The sequence below is a fragment of the Alcaligenes sp. SMD-FA genome (assembly GCF_025960365.1).
Lineage (GTDB): Bacteria > Pseudomonadota > Gammaproteobacteria > Burkholderiales > Burkholderiaceae_B > Alcaligenes > Alcaligenes aquatilis.
This window is the reverse complement of record NZ_CP110108.1, coordinates 1,974,045-1,993,467: the sequence shown is the minus strand read 5'-3', so window position 1 is coordinate 1,993,467 and position 19,423 is coordinate 1,974,045. Positions and strand designations below refer to the sequence as shown.

General features: G+C 55.3%; 17 protein-coding genes. 6 read left to right on the top strand and 11 right to left on the bottom strand.

Annotated elements, in window-relative coordinates; genetic code table 11:
• Positions 1–57 precede the first annotated feature (57 nt).
• Both OKX01_RS09205 and OKX01_RS09200 read right to left on the bottom strand, forming a co-directional pair.
• Entirely contained in the window at positions 58–834 is a 777-nt protein-coding gene (locus OKX01_RS09205) for a ferredoxin--NADP reductase (RefSeq protein WP_094196688.1), read from the bottom strand.
• 35 nt (positions 835–869) lie between these two features.
• Entirely contained in the window at positions 870–1,145 is a 276-nt protein-coding gene (locus OKX01_RS09200) for a hypothetical protein (RefSeq protein WP_159086121.1), read from the bottom strand.
• Between OKX01_RS09200 and OKX01_RS09195 the strand changes: the two genes are divergently transcribed.
• From OKX01_RS09195 to OKX01_RS09185, 3 genes are all read left to right on the top strand, one after another.
• Positions 1,144–2,187, top strand: coding sequence for a Fe(3+) ABC transporter substrate-binding protein (locus OKX01_RS09195; RefSeq protein ID WP_108727485.1), 1,044 nt, complete (start codon positions 1,144–1,146; stop codon positions 2,185–2,187). The genes OKX01_RS09200 and OKX01_RS09195 overlap by 2 nt on opposite strands.
• 94 nt (positions 2,188–2,281) lie before the next feature.
• On the top strand, positions 2,282–3,946 hold the full coding sequence (locus OKX01_RS09190) for an ABC transporter permease (RefSeq protein ID WP_125276838.1): 1,665 nt from the start codon (positions 2,282–2,284) through the stop codon (positions 3,944–3,946).
• Positions 3,943–4,731, top strand: a complete 789-nt coding sequence (locus tag OKX01_RS09185; protein WP_094196685.1) for an ABC transporter ATP-binding protein — start codon at positions 3,943–3,945, stop codon at positions 4,729–4,731. Before OKX01_RS09190 ends, OKX01_RS09185 begins: the two co-directional genes overlap by 4 nt.
• 67 nt (positions 4,732–4,798) lie before the next feature.
• On the opposite strand, the gene OKX01_RS09180 is transcribed toward OKX01_RS09185, so the two are convergent.
• Together OKX01_RS09180 and OKX01_RS09175 are read right to left on the bottom strand one after the other, a co-directional pair.
• Positions 4,799–5,560 (bottom strand): glutaredoxin, encoded by a 762-nt coding sequence (locus OKX01_RS09180; RefSeq protein ID WP_257504840.1) that lies wholly within the window; start codon positions 5,558–5,560, stop codon positions 4,799–4,801.
• A 129-nt stretch (positions 5,561–5,689) separates the two neighbouring features.
• A complete protein-coding gene (locus OKX01_RS09175) occupies positions 5,690–6,886 on the bottom strand; it encodes an MFS transporter (protein WP_264672832.1) in 1,197 nt (398 codons plus the stop codon).
• Positions 6,887–6,987: 101 nt separating this feature from the next.
• On the opposite strand from OKX01_RS09175, the gene OKX01_RS09170 reads away from it, so the two are divergent.
• Complete coding sequence (locus OKX01_RS09170) at positions 6,988–7,917, top strand: LysR family transcriptional regulator (RefSeq protein WP_108727482.1); 930 nt, start codon at positions 6,988–6,990, stop codon at positions 7,915–7,917.
• A 229-nt stretch (positions 7,918–8,146) separates the two neighbouring features.
• On the opposite strand, the gene OKX01_RS09165 is transcribed toward OKX01_RS09170, so the two are convergent.
• The 7 genes from OKX01_RS09165 to OKX01_RS09135 all read right to left on the bottom strand — a co-directional run bounded on the left by OKX01_RS09165 (position 8,147) and on the right by OKX01_RS09135 (position 16,965).
• Positions 8,147–8,608 carry a GNAT family N-acetyltransferase gene (locus tag OKX01_RS09165; RefSeq protein WP_125276840.1) on the bottom strand — a complete coding sequence of 154 codons (462 nt, stop codon included), beginning with the start codon at positions 8,606–8,608 and terminating at the stop codon, positions 8,147–8,149.
• A 231-nt stretch (positions 8,609–8,839) separates the two neighbouring features.
• Positions 8,840–10,252, bottom strand: coding sequence for a type I glutamate--ammonia ligase (gene glnA / locus OKX01_RS09160; protein ID WP_094196681.1), 1,413 nt, complete (start codon positions 10,250–10,252; stop codon positions 8,840–8,842).
• A 226-nt stretch (positions 10,253–10,478) separates the two neighbouring features.
• Positions 10,479–11,693 (bottom strand): radical SAM family heme chaperone HemW, encoded by a 1,215-nt coding sequence (gene hemW, locus OKX01_RS09155; RefSeq protein ID WP_230018195.1) that lies wholly within the window; start codon positions 11,691–11,693, stop codon positions 10,479–10,481.
• Between the two features lie 4 nt (positions 11,694–11,697).
• The gene (rdgB, locus tag OKX01_RS09150; protein WP_094196679.1) at positions 11,698–12,309 is read right to left on the bottom strand and encodes an RdgB/HAM1 family non-canonical purine NTP pyrophosphatase; all 612 of its coding nucleotides are present in this window, start codon (positions 12,307–12,309) and stop codon (positions 11,698–11,700) included.
• A gap of 159 nt (positions 12,310–12,468) precedes the next feature.
• On the bottom strand, positions 12,469–13,206 hold the full coding sequence (rph, locus tag OKX01_RS09145) for a ribonuclease PH (RefSeq protein WP_108727480.1): 738 nt from the start codon (positions 13,204–13,206) through the stop codon (positions 12,469–12,471).
• A 29-nt stretch (positions 13,207–13,235) separates the two neighbouring features.
• Positions 13,236–15,857 (bottom strand): AAA family ATPase, encoded by a 2,622-nt coding sequence (locus tag OKX01_RS09140; RefSeq protein ID WP_264672831.1) that lies wholly within the window; start codon positions 15,855–15,857, stop codon positions 13,236–13,238.
• Positions 15,847–16,965, bottom strand: a complete 1,119-nt coding sequence (locus OKX01_RS09135) for a metallophosphoesterase family protein (RefSeq protein WP_264672830.1) — start codon at positions 16,963–16,965, stop codon at positions 15,847–15,849. Before OKX01_RS09135 ends, OKX01_RS09140 begins: the two co-directional genes overlap by 11 nt.
• Before the next feature lie 146 nt (positions 16,966–17,111).
• Here OKX01_RS09135 and OKX01_RS09130 point away from each other — a divergent pair, with 146 nt between their 5' ends.
• Positions 17,112–18,044, top strand: a complete 933-nt coding sequence (locus OKX01_RS09130) for a YicC/YloC family endoribonuclease (protein ID WP_094196675.1) — start codon at positions 17,112–17,114, stop codon at positions 18,042–18,044.
• 609 nt (positions 18,045–18,653) lie between these two features.
• Complete coding sequence (nudC, locus tag OKX01_RS09125; RefSeq protein WP_094196674.1) at positions 18,654–19,415, top strand: NAD(+) diphosphatase; 762 nt, start codon at positions 18,654–18,656, stop codon at positions 19,413–19,415.
• The last annotated feature ends 8 nt before the right edge of the window (positions 19,416–19,423 follow it).

Genomic DNA, 19,423 nt, shown 5'->3' with positions numbered 1-19,423 from the left:
GTGTTGTACTATCAGAGTTTAAGCGCCTATAGCTAAAATTAACAGATCTTGGCGGGATTATTTTTCCACGAAGGCGCGTTCAATTACGTAGTCACCGGGCTGACCAACACCGGGCGACACTTCAAAACCGCGTTTATCGAGCATGGCGCTAATGTCGGCCAACATAGCTGGGCTACCGCACAGCATGGCGCGATCCTGAGCGGGATCCAGTTGAGGAATGCCCAGGTCTTCACACAGCTTGCCCGTTTCGATCAGATCGGTAATTCGGCCGGTATTGCGAAACGCTTCGCGGGTAACGGTGGGGTAATACAGCAGTTTTTCGCGTACCACTTCACCAAAGTATTCGTTCTGTGGCAATTCGTTCTGGATGAAATCGGAGTAGGCCAATTCGCTGACGAAACGTACGCCGTGAACCAATACGACTTTTTCAAAACGCTCGTAGGTGTCGGGGTCCTTGATGATGCTCATGAAGGGAGCCAGACCGGTGCCGGTACCAAACAAGAACAGATTGCGACCTGCGCGCAGGTCGTCAATAACCAGAGTGCCAACGGGTTTGCGGCTGACCAGAATGGTATCGCCTTCCTTCAAGTGCTGCAGGCGCGAGGTCAAGGGGCCGTCCTGTACCTTGATGCTGAGAAACTCCAGATTTTCTTCGTAGTTGGCGCTGGCAATACTGTAAGCGCGCATCAGCGGCTTGCCATCAACTTCCAGACCGATCATTACAAAGTGCCCATTATGAAAACGCAGGGCGGCGTCGCGGGTGGTGGTAAATGAGAACAGGGTGTCATTCCAGTGGTGGACGCTGAGCACTTGTTCGGTATTGAAAGCTGCCATGGTAGGTATCGTCTAAAGGGGCAATATCGCCCGGATCAGTAAGCAAATATTTGCCCATTGTACCGAGTTCCCTCGGTAAATCCATGCTCATTCACCGATACGATTTGATCGCAATCAGGACTTACCATTAAGTTCTGGGATCTGCTTTTTTCTGCTTTGGCGTGGATGACACGGCGATTTTTAGCTGGTGAGTGGGCTTGTATGTCAAATAGCTCTTGCCTAGTTTCTGCATACGTTTGATAATCATTCACATTTTCCGGCCTCGTATCGGTTTTAACGTTATTTCCGTCTGTTTTTGGAGTGTTGATCATGCGCTTTACTCTTCGTAGTCGTGCCCTGACCCAAGCCTTGCTTCTGTCCGCGATGGGCACCATGTCGATGGCCGCTTTTGCCTCTGGCGAAGTCAACCTCTACACCACACGTGAACCTGGCTTGATCACTCCCCTACTGGAAACCTTCAGCAAGGACACGGGCGTGAAGGTCAATACCGTGTTTGTCAAAGACGGTTTGATCGAGCGCGTGAAAACCGAAGGCGACAAGTCCCCTGCTGATATTTTGATGACGGTAGATATTGGTAATCTGCTCGATCTGGTCGAGGCTGGTATTACCCAGCCTGTTGAGTCCGCCACCTTGGACAGTGCGATTCCTGCCAATTTGCGTGGTGCAGATAAGCAGTGGTATTCCCTGTCTCTGCGCGATCGTGTGGCGTATGTGGCCAAGGATGTGGATGTAAAAAGCATTCACTACGAGGATTTCGCCGATCCTAAATGGAAAGGCAAAGTGTGTATCCGTTCCGGTCAGCACCCTTACAACACGGCTTTGGTCGCTGCCATGATTGCCCATAACGGTGCACCAGCAACCGAGCAGTGGCTGCGCGGTGTGAAAGACAATCTGGGCCGCAAGGCAGCCGGTGGTGACCGCGATGTAGCCCGCGATATTCTGGGCGGCATTTGTGATATCGGTATCGCCAATGCTTACTACGTGGGCCGCATGAAAAATGCTGAACCCGGTAGCGACTCCTACAAATGGGGTGAAGCGATCAATGTGGTCCGCCCAACTTTTGCCGATACCAAAGGCGGTGGCACACACGTGAACATCTCCGGTGCCGCCGTGGCCAAGCATTCTCCTAATAAAGACAATGCCGTCAAACTGCTGGAGTACCTGGTTTCCGAAAAAGCCCAGAGCCTGTACGCCAAGGCCAATTACGAATACCCGGTACGCGCTGGCGTTGAGCTGGATCCTGTTGTTGCCAGCTTCGGCCCCATGACGATTGATCCTTTGCCTCTGACTGAAATTGCCAAACACCGCAAGCAAGCCAGCGAGTTGGTGGATAAAGTTGGCTTCGACAATTAAAATCGCCCTACTCTTTTTCTACGACCGCCAGCTTTGAGAAATCAGAGCGGCGGTCGTCGCGCATTTAAGCGCCTGTAATACCTAGCCTTTCATAATGCCTTTTTTTCGTCGTCTGCCCCTTTGGTCCCTGGCTGCCGCTGTGATTGCCCTGATTGTGGCAGCGCCTGTGATTACTTTGCTGACCCACGCCTTAGGCGGCTCGACCGAGCACTGGTCGCACCTGTTCCAGTTTGTTCTCCCCCATGCAATGAGTAATACCTTGCTGCTGCTGTTGGGCGTGGGGGTAGTAGTAAGCTGTTTGGGAGTGGGATCCGCCTGGCTGATTACCGCCTACGAGTTTCCCGGACGGCGGGTTTTGCAATGGGCATTATTGCTGCCGCTGGCGGTGCCAACCTATATCGTGGCCTTTGCCTACCTGGATTTGTTACATCCGATCGGTCCGATTCAATCGGCCATTCGTTATGTTTTGGGCTATAGCAGCCCGCGTGAGTTTCGTTTGCCGGATTTGCGCTCTTTGGGTGGTGCGATCTTTCTGTTGGGTTCGGTACTTTATCCCTACGTCTATCTAAGTACACGGGCTATGTTTGCCACCCAATCGGCCAGTTTGCTGGAGGCGGCACGCATTATGGGGGAGTCGGGCCGCAGTGTGTTTTTCCGTGTTGTTTTGCCCATGGCTCGACCGGCCATCGCAGTGGGCGTCAGTCTGGCCTTGCTGGAAACGCTGAATGATATCGGTGCTTCCGAGTTCCTGGGCGTACAGACCTTGACGGTGTCTATCTACACCACGTGGGTGACACGTTCTGATTTGGCAGGTGCGGCACAAATTGCTGTTTCCATGCTCTGTCTGGTTGCGGCGCTGATCAGCATCGAGCGCTATGGTCGCCGTCGCCAGGCTTACTCCAGTAATCAGCGCTCTGAACCTATCCGACCCACCAGGCTGAAAGGCTCGGCAGCGTGTATCGCTATTGCTTTGGGGTTGGCGCCTGTGCTGGTGGGTTTTATTGCGCCGTCCCTGTATTTGTTAAATGAGACGATCAAACATGTGACTTTGGCAGGTGGCGTGTCGGCGCAATTACTGAGCAGTGCCTGGAACACCTTGTATATCGCCGCGCTGGCAACCGTGGCGACTTTGACCTGTGGTCTGGTCGTCGCCTGGGCAGCTCGTGCGGTACGTTCGGGACGCAAACCACGTCTGGCCCGTTTTCTGGCCGGTGTCAGCAGCCTAGGTTACGCCATTCCAGGGACTGTACTGGCAATTGGACTGTTGACTCCCTTGGTCCTGTTTGACTCTTTCTACAATCAAATCATGTCCTGGTTTGGCGTCTCCGCCACAGGCTTGTTGTTGATGGGCTCGACCCTGGCTTTGGTCTTGGCCTATACCTTGCGCTTTCTGGCGATTTCGATTGGCGGTATTGAAGCCGGACTGGCTCGTATTCCAGCTTCCCTGGAACAGGCTTCCCGTTTATTGGGGGAGTCTCCGGCAGGTACGTTAAAACGCGTACATTTGCCCTTGCTGCGCCCCGCGATGGGCGCCGCTGCCCTGCTTATTTTTGTTGATGCCATGAAGGAGCTACCCGCTACCTTGTTGCTGCGTCCGATGAATTTCGAGACATTGGCAACCTGGCTGTATGCGGAAGCGGCTCGTGGGACTTACGAGGAAGGCGCCGTTGCCGCCTTGGCCATTGTTTTGGCTGGTTTGATCCCCGTTATTTTATTGGCACGTACTCAATTGATGGCCTCTGGCCCACGCGCATCATGAATGATTTTCTGGATTTGCAGGCAATTACCCTGTCTTATGAAACGTCTGAAGGCTTTCGACCGGTTGTTGATCAGCTCAGCCTGCACCTGCCCCAAGGGGAGATTGGCTGTCTGCTAGGTGCATCGGGCTGCGGCAAAACCACGGTCTTGCGAGCCATTGCCGGTTTCGAGCCTTTGCGTGCCGGACATATTCTGTTAAATGGCCATGTCTTGTCGGCTGTTTCCCATCAAGTGCCACCAGAAGACCGCCATGTGGGCATGATGTTCCAGGATTACGCCCTTTTTCCTCACTTGACGGTAGAAAAGAACGTGGCCTTTGGCCTGCGTAAATGGGATAAAGCTCAGCGTCAGGCCCGAGTACTGGAGATGCTGGAACTGGTGGATCTGGCCCGCTTGGCGCAGCGCTATCCGCATGAGTTGTCGGGGGGGCAGCAGCAGCGCGTGGCTTTGGCACGGGCCTTGGCCCCCAAGCCTTCCCTGCTATTGCTCGATGAACCTTTTTCTAATCTGGATGTAGATACCCGTGAGCGTCTTGCGTTCGAGGTGCGCGACATTCTGAAAGGCGCAGGTATGACTGCGATTTTAGTGACCCATAATCAGGCTGAAGCGTTTGCGATTGCTGATCGTATTGGCGTGATGCAGGCTGGCAAAATTGTCCAGTGGGACTCCCCTTACAGCTTGCACCACCACCCCGTGAATGACTTTGTGGCGGATTTTGTTCGCCGTGAAGCCATCATGGCGCAGCGGGCCCAGGCCTTTTTGCGTGGGGAACCTGCGGAGCTGTAAAAACCACAGTACCGTCGTAGCCCGCTAGACGCCGTTTTCTGCTGCGGGGCGATGAGGTGCCGGTTGTTTACGTGCCCAGCAAGAATGGCTTGATCATCATCCATACCGCCATCGCAACCATCATCAGGTTTTCAGTCAGGGATACAAAGCCCAGAGGAACCTTGCTGTCGCCACCTACGCAGGCGCATTTCAGTTCACGTTTGTCGATATAAACGGCCTTGAACACAGACCAGGCCCCAATGCTGCCAATCACTAAGGCAATGGGCACCGACAGCCACAGCATGGCACCAGCCAACATCAACACGCCTGCCAAGGCTTCGCCAAAAGGATACAGGTAGGCGTAGCGCACCCATCGCTGGGCGAGCAAGTCGTAGTTAAGAAACATGGTGGCAAAGCCATCCACATCTTTGAGTTTTTGCACGGCCAACAAACACATGGCAATGGCAATAAACCACTCTAGTGTCTGAAGGCGCACGATTTGCTCAAAGGTCGCCCAGGAAACGGCCAGAGCCATCAAGGCAGCCATCATCAATAAGGCGATTACAGGTGTGTAGCTGACAGCATCCTTGTCTTTGACTGTCCCGCCGAAGTGCTCGACCAGTTCGTCGTAGCCCCCTATCCGCTTTGCATCGATAAAAGTTTGCGGTGTGGTGCGGACGTGATGTTGGGCCTTGAAAGCATCGATCTCTTCCCGACTTTCAAGCCAGTGATCTTCCACTTCGTAGCCTTTACGTTTGAGCAGTGCGCGCGCTTTCAGCCCGAAGGGGCAGATATGTTCTGCCGTCACCATGCGGTAAAGCTTGGCGCGTTTGGCGGTGTGCGTAGCCATATGCGACTCTCCTTTGACGTGATGCCGTTCGGTAATTGACCTCCCTTAGACGCTTATGCAAGCGTTAATCTGCCACCCTAAACCAGGTGCTTTTGGGGATCAGTAAGCAGATGTAGAGCGTTAGGCGTGTTAGTGATCCACCGCCTGTGTCTGATCGTGATGGGGATTCAGTCTGGCGACAGTGCTGCGCAGGAAAATAGGCAAGGCTACAGCAACAAGTGCCATCAGACACAGCAAGGTATAGAGCGCTGATAGAGACAGGTCCTGACCACTCAAGATCGTGGATGGAAGGGCCAAGGCAATAAAGCTGCCAAGATGGTTCGTTGTAGTTTGTAGCGCCATGAAACGACCTCGCTGCACGTGATTGGGATAGCTCGCACTGCAAGCGCTGGCACACACAAGACGGATGTAGCTGCCTGCCATGAACAAAATCATGAATCCTTGGGCTGTGCCCCATTTCAAGGCCAGCATGATCAAGGACAGGATCAGAAGCAGTGTGCCCAGCTCAGATGTTCGGACCTGCCCCCATTTCTTGATAGCTATGGCGGACAGACGTGAGGCCAGCCAAGCCGCAACGCCACCCAGAATGAACGTCGCTGGCATGTGTTTGAGCTCAGAGCCGTAGCACAAGGTTAAAACAGGGATCAGAACCGGGATGAGCAGCAGTGACCCTGCTTGTGCAACAGCCGGCAAGCATAACCAGCGCCACGCCTCTTTTCCCAAACACAGTTGAGGTACTTGCTGGGCGGATGTGGGAGTGCGTGAAGGCAGGTAGCGATAGGCCAGCGCGGCAGCCAGCAAGCAAAGTCCGGCCAGAACCAGCAAGGCGATACGCCAACCCAGCTCCACAGCGATGAGCAAGGTGGCGGGCATTCCGACAATGCTGACCAGGGCAAATGCGCTGACGACAATCGCAATCGCGTCGGTCCGTTGCTCGGCATTCAGGTCAGTCAGCAGCAAAGCCATGGCTGCACTCATCAGAAAACCGCCGAGCAAACCGGCGCCCAGGCGCAGTATCAGAAATAGTCCAAATGCAGAACTGTTCGCGCCCCAGGCTGTGAGCACGGCCAACAGAACCAAGGCCAGTAGCAACAAGGGCTTTAAAGCCACTCGATGCATCCAGCGTGCCGCCAATATGCCAGACAAGGCGGCAGCCCCCATGCAGATGGAGGCGACATAACCGGCGTAGGTCGCAGGGACATCAAAATCCACTGCCATCCAGACAAACAAAGGCGTTAAGGCCATAAACTCCAGGGCATGAACAAACTGGATGAACGACACAGCATGGGCACAAAGCCGGGGGTGACATACGTCAGAATCAGACATGGTGATAGATACCAACAAGAAAGGCTTTAGCCTAACTGCTCTCGGTTTTGATATGCAGTCTCTATAATTTGAATGTTTATTTATCAAAACCGGGATAATCCATGAGTTCCCAACTGAATCTAAATGCCTTGCGGGTTTTTGTACAAGTTGCTGAGAGCGGTAGTTTTACCGCTGCAGCACAGGCCTTGGATTTACCAACCTCGAATGTCAGTCGCTATGTAGCGCAACTGGAGCGGCAGATTGGGCAGCGTTTGCTGGAGCGCAGTTCCCGGCAACTGCGTCTCACCAGCGTTGGCCAAGGCCTGTTTGACACGCTCCAGCCTTGGTGGGGAGCCTTGAGGCAGGCTGAGCAGGATTTGCTGGATCAACGCACCCGTTTGTCAGGCCGCTTAAGAATTTGTATTCCATCGGAGGTGGGGCCGGTTTTATTCGCCGGTGCTCTGGCCGATTTCGCGTCCCAGCACCCTGATCTGGAGCTACATTGTCAGACCAATTTGGAAGGCCCTGGCGTGCTGATGCAGGATTTTGATCTGGCTTTGTTGATGTGCCGGGGTGCTCTGCCAGACAGCAGCCTCGTGGTGCAGCCGCTATGTTCTTTCGATTGCCAGGTTGTGGCTGCGCCTGCGTTGATCGAGCAATACGGCATGCCGAGCAGCCTGGAAGAATTGGAGCATTTACCCTGCATTACGACCGATACAGCCTTGGATGGTCAGGCCTGGCAGTTTGTTTTGCCTGATGGTCGTTTTCACGTTCTGAATGTTTCCAGCCGTTTTCGCGTCAATAGCGGTTTGCTGGCTGGGGCTGGTGCCGTCAAAGGTTTGGGTTTTGCGATCTTGGCACGCCAAGGATGTGAAACCGACATTGCTCAAGGACGTTTGGTTCCAGTCCCCCTACCCTTGTCGCCTGCTCCTTTGCGTTTGGTGCTGGCTTATACGCATCGACGGCACCTGTCGAACTCGGCGCGGGCCTTGATTGAGTATCTAAAGGAGCAAGGCGAGAGCGGTACTTTGCCTGGATTAGACACGAATTAGATTTGGAGGCTGACGCTTCTTATTTATCGCTTGTTGCCGGGTATCGAATGCTTTGATACTTGTCCTTGCAAGTCAAATTTTTTGGGGCTGGTTGAGGATTCTCTCCGGCCTTTGTCATGTCTGGCGTGCCAAGAGCCAGGATCTGAGCTTTATACGGAGCAAAACCGGGCAGAGGCAGTTGTTACCGTCGTGCAACGTTGCGTTTCTATCGCCACGCTACTTAATGAGGCTATCGAGCAAGGACACTCGGTTTGAGCATATCAATATGAGGAATGCCGTCTTCGTCGTAGACCTCGCCCACAGGTTCAAACCCTAAAGAACCGTAGAACTTTTGCAAATGCGCCTGTGCGCCAATGCGTATGCCCGCGCCAGGATAATGGGCTTCGGTAAAGCGGATGGCTTCGGCCACCAGTGCATAGCCAATTTTCAGACTGCGAAACTGGGCCAAGGTCAGGACGCGGCCAATCGAAGGCTCGGCATATTTCAAACCGGGCGCGACGACACGGGCATAGGCAACCAGCTCATTACCTTTGAGCACGGACAAATGCCAGGAATGCAAATCCAGGCCGTCCACGTCCTGATAGGCGCACTGTTGCTCGACCACAAACACAGCTTCGCGCGCCTGGATGATCGCGTACATTTCCCGCGTGGACAGATCGTCCAGCCGTTTCCATTGGAAAACCAAATCCATCTCTACTTCCATAACAATAGTGATTTATAGACTGTGTCTGGTTGATTGTCTAAGCATGAATTGCAAGTACAAGCCGGCAGTGTCCTTGCGGCTACAGAGAAATAACATACCGTGAAGGTCTGGCTTCTGGATTGCTACGTATAGGCACGACGACGGTTGGTAAGCCTATAAAAAGAGCGGCCCGAAAGCCGCTCTTTTTGTTCGTACTGGCCAAAGCCAGTGCCTTTCATCTTACAGGCCGTAGTACATGTCGAACTCAACCGGATGCGGCACCATGCGCAAACGAGTGATTTCGGCTTGTTTCAGCTCAATGTAGGCGTCCAGCATTTCATTGCTGAACACACCGCCACGGGTCAGGAATTCGCGATCTTTGTCCAGGGACTCGATAGCCTGTTCCAGCGACACACAAACGGTTGGGATTTTTGCATCCTCTTCGGGTGGCAGATCGTACAAGTTCTTGTCGGCGGCATCGCCGGGGTGAATCTTGTTTTGCACACCGTCCAGGCCGGCCATCATCAAGGCCGAGAAAGCCAGGTAAGGGTTGGCCATTGGATCGGGGAAGCGGGCTTCAACACGACGTGCCTTGGGGTTGCTGACGTAAGGAATGCGGATCGAGGCCGAACGGTTACGGGCGGAGTACGCCAGCTTGACCGGGGCTTCAAAGTGCGGAACCAGACGCTTGTAGGAGTTGGTTGAAGGGTTGGTGATGGCGTTCAGGGCACGGGCGTGCTTGATGATGCCGCCAATGTAGAACAAGGCGAACTCGGACAGACCGGCGTATTCGTTACCGGCAAACAAGTTCTGGCCGTCTTTCCAGATGGACTGGTGTACGTGCATGCCAGAGCCGTTATCACCAACGACAGGCTTGGGCATGAAAGTGGCTGTTTTGCCATAAACATGCGCCACGTTGTGGACGGTGTATTTCAGGATCTGGTTCCAGTCAGCACGCTCGACCAGAGTCGAGAAGCGAGTGCCGATTTCCAGTTGACCGGGGGCCGCCACTTCGTGGTGATGGATTTCAACAGGAACGCCCTGCTGTTCCAGCAACAAACACATTTCGGAGCGCAAGTCGGCAAACGAATCCGTGGGTGAAACAGGAACGTAACCGCCTTTGACACCAGGACGATGCCCCAGGTTGTTGCCATTGAGTTCCAGACCGCGCGACCAGGGGGCTTCTTCGGAACGAATCTTCACGAAGCTGCCCGACATGTCGTCGTTCCAGGTAATACCGTCGAACACGAAGAATTCCGGCTCGGGACCAAAGTACGCGGTATCGCCCAAACCACTGGAGCGCAAGTAGGCTTCAGCACGTTTGGCCAGCGAACGAGGGTCGCGGTCGTAGCCTTTCAAATCGGAAGGCTCGACCACATCGCAGGTCAGAATCAGGGTGGGCTCTTCACGGAACGGGTCCATACGGGCGGTTTTGGCGTCCGGAATGAGCAACATGTCCGAGGCTTCAATTCCTTTCCAGCCAGGCAAGGAAGAGCCGTCAAAAGCGACACCAGACTCAAAGCGATCCTCGTCCACCGCGTGTGCGGGGGTGGTCAAGTGGTGCTCGCGGCCCAGAGTATCGGTAAAGCGGAAATCGACAAACGTGATTTCGCGTTCGGCAATGATCTTCAGAACATCTTCGGGGGAGGACATGATTACTCCAGCGTCAATGACGTTAACAAAAAGTGAGGAGGAGTGGCGCGGATCATTGTGTAACCCACTAAGGCAGGTCTTCAACACGCTTATCAAAATCGGGGCTGAATTGATGCAAACAGACCGGCATCGATAAATTCGTTATGGCATAGGACTTACCAGAAATTAATTGTAGAGCAATTGTGCGGATGCACAATAAAAAATGTCTTAAATAAACAATTAAATGTCAGGAGCCTTCATCTGGCAGGAATGATTCCTGTAAATCATTTAAGAATCGCCAGCCTAAATCGGTGGTACGAACGCGAACCGGGTCGGCAGCCAGCAAACCTTTCTCGATATTGCGCTTGATGACGGGAAGGATCTGCGCAAGTGGTATGCCTGTACGCTCCTGGAAGTACTGGGCAGGTACACCCTCTTTCAGACGCAGCACGTTCAGCATGAACTCGAAAGGCAGTTCTTTGGGCATGACGCGGGCGTTATGCGCATAGTGGCTGCCGTCGCGCTTGATGGCGTTCTGCATCCACTGCGTCGGGCTGCGGGTGGTCGCCGTACGGATAATACGGTCGTGAAAGGACAGCTTGCCGTGGGCCCCTGGGCCGATGCCGATATAGTCGCCAAATTCCCAGTAATTCAGATTGTGGCGGCTATGGCCACCCCGCTTGCTGTAGGCTGAAATCTCGTACTGGTTCCATCCACGGCTGGCAGTTAACTCGATCAACCTGTCCTGCATGGCGGCGCTATCGTCGTCATCGGGCAAGGCGGGCGGGTATTTGGCAAAGACGGTATTGGGTTCCAGCGTCAAATGGTAAAGCGACAAGTGCTCGGTCTCATACGACATGGCTTGCACAATGTCCTGCTCGGATTGCGTTGGGGTCTGGCCCGGCAAGGCGTACATGATGTCCAGATTGACGCGCTCCACAGCCTTCATGGCGGCTTCAATGGCCTGCCGTGCTTGCTGGCTGTCATGAATACGACCCAGTGCCTTCAGGGCTTGATCGTTAAAGCTCTGAATACCCAAGGAAATCCGGTTTACACCGCTTTGCGCAAAGTCCATGAAGCGCGAGGCTTCCGAGGCACCGGGATTGGCTTCCAGGGTGATTTCTGCGTCGGGCAGCAGGTTCAGATGGGAACGCAGCAAGGCCAACATGCGGTCCAGCGCCTGGGCCGACAGCAGGCTGGGCGTGCCGCCACCGATAAACACGGAAATCACCTGTCTGCCCCAGACCAGTGGCAAGGTTTGCTCCAGATCGGCTTGCAAGGCGTCCAGATACTCGTTTTCGGGTAGCTCAGCCGGTGCTTCGTGTGAGTTGAAGTCACAGTATGGGCATTTGCGCACGCACCAGGGCACGTGAACGTACACAGACAAGGGAGGCAGACTGGGAAGCAAAGTGGCAGGGCCGGAGCCAGGCCGAATGCGCACTTCGGGAGAAAAAACAGTCATGTTTTTACTCGGCGGCCAGACGGGCCAGCAGTGCTTGCATGGCTTGCGCCCGGTGGCTGTATTGGTTCTTCACTTCCGGCGAGAGCTGCGCCGCGGTTTGCTTGAATTCAGGCAGGTAAAAATGCGGATCGTAGCCAAAGCCATTCTCGCCAACGGGCTGATCCTGAATCTCCCCTTCCCAGACGCCTTCAATCACGATAGGCCGTGGGTCCTGGGCATGGCGCACATACACCAGAACGGCCACATAACAGGCGCGGCGGTCGCGTTGTCCTTGCAGACGTTGGACCAGCAAAGCGTTATTGGCAGCATCGGACTTTTCACCACCCAGTTCGCGGGCGGCAAAACGAGCGGAGTACACGCCGGGAGCTTGGTCCAGGGCGCGCACACACAGGCCGGAGTCGTCGGCCAAGGCGGGTAAGCCGCTTAACTGGCTGGCATGGCGAGCCTTGGCCAGCGCATTCTCGATAAAAGTAGCAAAGGGTTCCTCGGCCTCAGGAATGTCCAATTGGCCTTGCGGGACCATGCTGATACCGGCCTGGGCCAGGATGGCGGAAAACTCCTTGAGCTTGCCGGCATTGTTGGAGGCCAGGACAACACGCTTGGATTCAGTGTTCATAAGTCGCTGCAGGCGGCAAAGCGCCCTGTTCAGTAAAAATGGCAAGGCGCCGTGCCAGGCAGTGGATGCTGCGCGGAACGGCACGGCGTCCCAATAGCAGGTTTGTCCCGCCGCCTAGCCGTGTGGCGTAGGTGGCAGAACAAACCCAATTCATAACAATCAGCCCTGCAAAGCTTGTTTCTGAGCTTGCATCAGTTCGGCAATGCCCTGCTCGGCCAGATCCAGCAAGCGGTTCAAGGTGGGTCGTGCAAAGGTCTGGCCTTCGGCAGTGCCCTGCACTTCCACCAGATTGCCGCTGCCTGTCATGACGATATTCATGTCCACGCCGCAGGCGGAGTCTTCCAGATAGTCCAGATCCAGTACGGGATTGGATTCGAAGACACCGACCGAGACGGCCGCCAACTGATCCTGAATGGGCGAGGCTTGTAGCTTGCCCTGCTCTTGCAGACCGCGTACGGCCAGACTGGCAGCCACCCAGGCACCGGTAATGCTGGCGCAGCGGGTGCCGCCGTCGGCTTGCAAAACGTCGCAGTCAATGTGAATGGTGCGCTCGCCCAGGGCTTTCAGATCGAAGACGGCGCGCAGGCTGCGGCCGATCAGACGCTGGATTTCCTGGGTGCGGCCATTTTGCTTGCCACGGGCGGCTTCACGGTCCGAGCGGGTGTGCGTGGAGCGAGGCAGCATGCCGTATTCTGCCGTTACCCAGCCCTGCTCCTTGCCTTTCAGAAAGGGGGGGACTTTGTCGAGCACGCTGGCATTGCACAAAACATGGGTTTCACCCAGACGGATCAGTACCGAGCCTTCGGCGTGACGGGTAAAACCGGTCACCAGTTCGATAGGACGGCATTGTGCAGCAGATCGACCCGAGGGGCGTGCAATCGTAGCGTTTTCAGACAAGGCTAGGCTCCGGATAACATTCAAAACGCTTATTGTACGCCTTGCGGGACAGGCCGTAGCGCCACACCCATGTCCATCCACTTATCGGCCTGACAGGTGAAAAGCAGGATCTGATGGCGTTGGGCGGCATCGTGAATAATGCGCTTCATGGCACCCAGCCGATCGTTGTCGCTGTGGACCAGCACGTCATCCAGAATCAGCAAGGTAGGACGTCCGGCTTGCTGCAATAGATCCGCATAGGCCAGGCGCGCAATCAGACCAATTTGCTCGCGTGCGCCAAAGCTCAAACCGTCGATATCGTCCGCCAGCCCTTGCCCACTGTCGCGTTGCAACCAGCGTGGGGCCAGATGCTCGTCCAGCTCCACCTGAGCCTTGCCCAAAAGCAGGCGCAGATAGTGGTTGATGTGCTTTTGCAAAGGTTCGTGTAATTGCTGGGTCAAGGCGTTGCGCTGTTCGCGCAGCACAGACAGCAGCAGGCGCAAGGCTGCAACACGGCGCTCGTAAGTGGCGCACCGACGCTGGCAGTCGTGCAGACGCAGTAAAGTCTGGTCGATTTGCTCTTCCAGGCCTTGTGCTCCGTGAGTTTCCAGCTTGGTTTGCACCAGTTGGGCGGCCAGACAGGCCTCGTTATAGCTTTGCTCCTGCTGCAGGGCGCTGCGCTCCAGACGTTGCAGGTCCTGCTCCAGAACCGAGACAGGCAAGGCGGCCAGTTCGGTGGCCAGCGTCTTTTGATCGGTCAATTGTTGTTCGCGTTGCAGGCGCAACTGTCTCCATTGCTGTTCGCGCTCCTGCTGGGCTTGCTGGCGTTGCGGGTCAGCCCATTGCTGCTCCAGGCTGTTGGCTTCGGCGCGTGCCTGCTCCAGGTGGGCCTGGGTGCGGGCGACGGCTTCACGGGCGTCGTGCCAATCGCTTTCCAGCGCACGGTACTGTTGCTCGGCCAGGACCGTTGCTTGGGCGATACGGTCCCGTTCCGAGGCCTCAATCGCCTCGCCTTGTGGGCGCTGCGGGGCTACGCGCTGCTGAGCCGCCTGAACCAGGCCCTGCAAATGCGCCTTACCCTGCGGGGCAAGCGCTTTCATGGCGCTGCGTAACAATCGGTCTTGCTGCTCTTGTTCCCGATATTGCTCGCGGCGACGCTCTAATTCTTCCAGGCTTTGCGCGCCCAGTTGGCTAAGCGCCTGTGTGTATTCTTGCCGGGTTTGCGCCAATTGTTGCTGCACCTTACCCAGATCGCGACCACCCGGAATGATGCGTAGCTGGCCCATTCCGGGCAGCTCAATCAGGGTGCTGGTGCTCAGGTGAGCGCGGTGTTGGCCTTGAATGGACTCGCCATCCAATAGCAGGCTGGCTCCGTCTTGCAGTTCGATCTGCACTTCGGTGGAAATCGTCTCAAGCTGGTGTTGTAAGCGCTGGATAAGCTGATGCTGCTGGCGCACTTGGTCCAATGCCTCATCGCTTATTTTCAACTGCACCAAGGCGGCACCGCATTGAGCCAGCTGGGTTTCCAGCTTGCCCAACTCCTCCAGTTGTCCTTGCACCTGCAACAATTGCTGCTGGGTGTCTTCAAAATTGGCCTGCGCTTGAAACCATTGTTGCCAGGTACGGGCGCGCTCCTGCTCCTGCCGGCTGGCGTCTGCATGGCTGCGAGCCTGCTCCAGACGCTGGCTGAGGGTGTTGAGCGTGCCCTGCTCTTGCTCTAGCTTGGCGCCTAAGGATTTCACCTGTTCGGCGCGCTGGCTACGTTGGCTGGCCGATTCCTGATCGCGCTCCCCGGCTTGCTGATAGAGCTTTTCGCGCTCTGCCAGCATGGTCAGTGCCTGTTGTATTTCCTTGGCGCGCTCCTGTAATTGGCGGGCTTGACGCAGCTGAACTTGCACGTGTTTGGCTTGTTCGCGCAGTTGTTCCCAAGGGCGGTTTGTCTCGGCATGGGCAATTTGCTTGCGGGCCTGCGCCAGTTCGTTCACCCACTGTTGATACTGCTGCAAGGCGGACTGCTGGCTTTGTAACTGCTCTTCCAGCTCCTTGGCCTCTTTCTGCGCTGCCAACCAGACGCCACGCGGCTGTCCTTGAGCCTGGGTCACATATTGGTCCAACTGTTGCTGGGCCTGTTCGATCAGATAATCCCCGTCGGCACTGGTCAGATCGGCGATTTCACTACCTAAAGCCTGCTGTAAGGTGCCGCTGGCGTGTTCGACCGAGCTGCGCAGATCCTGCCCCTGCCCTTGCTCGATCCACAACAGGCCCGGCACACCCCAGTTACGAGCCTGGCTGCTGCCTTTGGCGGCGTACTCAAAGCCCATTTGCTGGGCCAGGTACTGCTCGGCTTCATCATTGTCCAAATGCTGATTGCCTATGTACAGATCGCAGCGCTTGCGCTTCAGAAAACGCTTGCTCAGGCGCATGTCCTGGCCGTTCAGGCTGAAATTCAACTCGATTTCTGGCGCGGCCGAGGAGTCGCCCCAAGGCAGGATTTTTGTCAGGCTGCCCGTGCCATAGCGCTCGAAAAACACCGTGCGCAGGGCTTCAGCCAAGGTGCTTTTACCGGCCTCATTCGGGGCGCTAATGATATTCAGGCCCAGCTCCAGCTTGTCCAGTGAGACGGGCTGACGAAAGCGCTTGAATTGCTCGACGCGCAGGGACTTAATGTGCATGACCGCCTTCCTTATCGCGCAGCAAACCGGCCAGAATCAACAAGGCATCTTCGGCGGCTTGCTGTTGATTGCCGTGACGCAGCTCCTGCAATTGTTTCAATGCCGCCTGCAGATAGCCATCGGCTTGTAAGGCGTTCAGATCTTCCTCGGACGGGGCCAGACGCAAGGCATCGCGCTGGCAATCCCAGGCGCGACAACGGGCCTGGGCCTGCCCCAGAATGCTCTCCAGACGCTCAAAACCGCCTAGGCTTAGTTGGCCAGATAGTTCCAGCTCCACCACGCTTTGATCGGTCAACGCACTGAGTTCCCGCTCTAGCAGATCCAGGTCCGTGTCGTCATTCAAATGCTGCTGAATGCTGCGCCAAGGGTGCTGGGCAACCGGCAAGGCTTGAACCGCAGGTGTTGCGCCGGGTTCGCTGATATCGACCAGCAAGGCTTGGCCGGCGTCATTATCCCGAAAGCGGTCTGGCTCGGGGGTGCCGCTGTAGTAACAGCGATCGTTGATTTTAACGGTGCCATGCCAATCGCCCAGCGCCAGATAGTCCAGATTGGCTCGTTGTACGCGGTTTTGATCAATGAGATTGTGGCTGTCCAGGTGTTCCAGCACCCCGCTGACGCTGCCGTGCGCCAAACCCAGACGCCAGTAGCCTGCTGGGCTTTCAGCCCGATCGAACCACTCGCTCAAGTCCTGGTAAGTCTGGCGTTGTGTCAACGGTGCTGGCAAGACCGCAAGTTTCAGGCTCGCCAGCAGAAACGTCTCTGGTTTATCAAGCACATGCACGTAGTTGGGAATGCAGTTCAAGCGGCGCGCGCGCGTCCAGACGCTTTCGCTCAAGGCAGCGTCATGGTTACCGGGCAGGAGTAGCCAGGGGCCGGTGAATCCCGCCATGGCATTGAAGCTGCGGCGTAGATTGCGATCGCTCAGGGTTTGCGAGTCAAAGACGTCGCCTGCGACTACCAGCAGATCAGCCCGATGTTCCGTCGCCAGTGCGGCCAGCTTCTCGATGGCCTTGAAACGCGCCTCGGCCAGGGCGGCTGCGTCCTCCAGCTCAAAACGCGAGTACTGGCGACCTATTTGCCAATCGGCTGTATGCAGGATTCGTAGCATGACTGCCCTTCGTGATGAAAAAAAATTGGCCCTCACAGGCCTTGAATGCCTAAAGTATAGAGCTTTGTAGCAGCGAGAGGAGCGGCCAAAGCCGGGACCTGAGAGTACAATTGGCGGCTTTATTCCATTCTTAAAGCGACCCACCCATGATCCGTAGCATGACCGCGTTTGGCAGTGCCAAGGCCGAGTCCGAAGCAGGCACCCTCAATATCGAGATGCGCAGCGTTAATAACCGCTTTCTGGACCTGAATCTGCGTCTGCCCGAAGAGCTGCGCTTTGCGGAGAATCTGCTGCGCGAGCTGGCTGCAAAGGGCGTGCAGCGCGGCAAGCTGGAATTGCGGGTCAACTTTGCCCGTAGTGGCACGGATCAGCAACGAAACCTGGACATGGAAGCGGTCGAGCGCACGGCGCAGATGCTGCAAGTAGCACGTGTTGCCATTCCGGACCTGCCTGCGCCCGAGTTGCATACCTTGTTGAGCAATCAAAGCGGCAATAATTCGGGCATGGACCCGCAAGTCTGGCTACCCATGGTCAGTGAGGCGTTTGAGGCTGCCTTGCTGGATTTTCAGGCCACCCGAGAACGTGAAGGCCAGCGTCTGGCACAAGCTATGCTGGCTATTCGTCAAGACATAAGCGCCATTGTGGACGAGGTCGAGCAGCACCTGCCCGCAATCCTGACAGAGCAAAAGAACAAGATTGCTACTCGCCTGCATGACGCCTTGCTGCAAGCCAGCCCAGACGGCTTTGCCTTGATTTCGGGCCAAGAGCTGTCTGCCCGCGTTGCCCAGGAAGCGGCTGTCTTCTCTCTGCGTATTGATGTGGCCGAGGAAATCGCCCGCCTGCGTTCGCATTTGACCGAGCTGGAGCTGATTCTGAACGGCGATACCAGTGTGGCGTCCAACAAGAAAAGTACCCGCCAAGGCAGCACCGGTAAGCGTTTGGACTTCTTGTTCCAGGAGATGAACCGTGAGGCCAATACCTTGGGCTCCAAGGCTGGCAGCATGGACGTGACACGTGCCTCTATCGACCTGAAGCTGTGTATTGAGCAACTGCGCGAACAAACCCAAAACATCGAGTAAAACCAAGTCAGCCTCTTTTTTTTCCCTTCCCACAGTTCTTTTTCTGCAGGTGCTGTCTGCTTAAACCGCATTAACCCCCAAGGTTTATGCGGTTTTTTTCAGAAAACCGTCTGGTTCAGATCTGGCGGTTTTTTTGTGGGCCTTTCCGGATGAGTGCCAAACTCCCGGCAGCATTTTTTTTAAAAGTGGTCTGGTTGAATGAGTAAAAAACATCAACACTTTATAAGCCGACTTAATATATAAAAATAAAACAGAAATTTTTAAAATAAAAAATAAAACAAAAATAAGAAATGATTTTTATAAATAATGAATTCACTTTTAAAAATTTAAAAACAAGTCATTAAGTTTAAATAAATACATGCTTAATTATCTGCCTGCTAATTAGTTGGCTTGCACGTTTTGTCCTGGGGTATGGCAAATAAAGTCATGACAAACGTCATCTCTTTGACAACTGTGTTTCTGGTTTTAAAACAGCCGTTTTCTCTGTCCCTGACCTTGATACCTTGCTTGGCCTGCTGTATTTTTCCGCTTTTTTTTCACCTTTGGCCTTCCCGTACAATAGCCAGCGTTGCGCTGCACTTAGGCGGCTTATTAAAGGACAGGAAACACATGAATTTCATTTTTCGTGGAAATGAAATATTGGTCAGCAGCCAGGAAGGGCAAGCCTTGATTCCCGCCAAACCCGCTCTGGATTTAGCTCCGGCGCAATGGCATGCTCTTTTTCCGGGCGAGGATTGTCAGGATTTTGCCTGCCACGTCGCCGTCCAGACCCCGGCTCCAGATGGCTTTATCTTTCGTCCCTTGCGCGGCGTGCTCTCGCAGTTGGGCGATCAAGCCAGTCTGGTGAACCGGGCTTTTCAAGTCTCAGAATGGGCACGTAGTCATCGTTACTGTGGGGTGTGCGGCTCCGCCATGGAACGCGTCAAGCATGAGCTGTGTTTTCGCTGCACTTCCTGTGGCTTCTCGGCCTACCCCCGAATCTCCCCGGCCATGATGGTGCTGATCCGCGACAAGGACCGTATCTTGTTGGCCTGCCACTCTACGTATGCCACGGCGCGTTACACCGCCTTGGCTGGTTTCGTGGAAGCTGGTGAGAATCTGGAAGAAGCCATTCACCGCGAGGTGATGGAGGAGGTGGGACTGCGCGTGGACCGTATCCAGTATTTCGGCAGTCAGTCCTGGCCTTTTCCACATTCTTTGATGGTGGCTTATACCGCCGAATATGCGGGCGGTGATTTGCGTATCCAGGCTGACGAGATCAATGACGCGCGCTGGTTTGGCCCGGGTGATGCCTTGCCGGATCTGCCCCATACCGATTCCATTGCGGGTCGTTTGATTCGGGCCAATCTACCGGGCCAGGCCCAGCGTTAACCCTTGCC

What these genes read in the sequence shown, in the direction of transcription:
- nudC (WP_094196674.1), top strand. Translation starts at nt 18,654, where the DNA reads ATGAATTTCATTTTTCGTGGAAATGAAATATTGGTCAGCAGCCAGGAA.
- hemW (WP_230018195.1), bottom strand. Translation starts at nt 11,693, where the DNA reads ATGACTGTTTTTTCTCCCGAAGTGCGCATTCGGCCTGGCTCCGGCCCT.
- OKX01_RS09130 (WP_094196675.1), top strand. Translation starts at nt 17,112, where the DNA reads ATGATCCGTAGCATGACCGCGTTTGGCAGTGCCAAGGCCGAGTCCGAA.
- OKX01_RS09180 (WP_257504840.1), bottom strand. Translation starts at nt 5,560, where the DNA reads ATGGCTACGCACACCGCCAAACGCGCCAAGCTTTACCGCATGGTGACG.
- OKX01_RS09170 (WP_108727482.1), top strand. Translation starts at nt 6,988, where the DNA reads ATGAGTTCCCAACTGAATCTAAATGCCTTGCGGGTTTTTGTACAAGTT.
- OKX01_RS09140 (WP_264672831.1), bottom strand. Translation starts at nt 15,857, where the DNA reads ATGCACATTAAGTCCCTGCGCGTCGAGCAATTCAAGCGCTTTCGTCAG.
- OKX01_RS09205 (WP_094196688.1), bottom strand. Translation starts at nt 834, where the DNA reads ATGGCAGCTTTCAATACCGAACAAGTGCTCAGCGTCCACCACTGGAAT.
- OKX01_RS09185 (WP_094196685.1), top strand. Translation starts at nt 3,943, where the DNA reads ATGAATGATTTTCTGGATTTGCAGGCAATTACCCTGTCTTATGAAACG.
- glnA (WP_094196681.1), bottom strand. Translation starts at nt 10,252, where the DNA reads ATGTCCTCCCCCGAAGATGTTCTGAAGATCATTGCCGAACGCGAAATC.
- OKX01_RS09195 (WP_108727485.1), top strand. Translation starts at nt 1,144, where the DNA reads ATGCGCTTTACTCTTCGTAGTCGTGCCCTGACCCAAGCCTTGCTTCTG.
- OKX01_RS09190 (WP_125276838.1), top strand. Translation starts at nt 2,282, where the DNA reads ATGCCTTTTTTTCGTCGTCTGCCCCTTTGGTCCCTGGCTGCCGCTGTG.
- OKX01_RS09175 (WP_264672832.1), bottom strand. Translation starts at nt 6,886, where the DNA reads ATGTCTGATTCTGACGTATGTCACCCCCGGCTTTGTGCCCATGCTGTG.
- OKX01_RS09200 (WP_159086121.1), bottom strand. Translation starts at nt 1,145, where the DNA reads ATGATCAACACTCCAAAAACAGACGGAAATAACGTTAAAACCGATACG.
- OKX01_RS09165 (WP_125276840.1), bottom strand. Translation starts at nt 8,608, where the DNA reads ATGGATTTGGTTTTCCAATGGAAACGGCTGGACGATCTGTCCACGCGG.
- OKX01_RS09135 (WP_264672830.1), bottom strand. Translation starts at nt 16,965, where the DNA reads ATGCTACGAATCCTGCATACAGCCGATTGGCAAATAGGTCGCCAGTAC.
- rdgB (WP_094196679.1), bottom strand. Translation starts at nt 12,309, where the DNA reads ATGAACACTGAATCCAAGCGTGTTGTCCTGGCCTCCAACAATGCCGGC.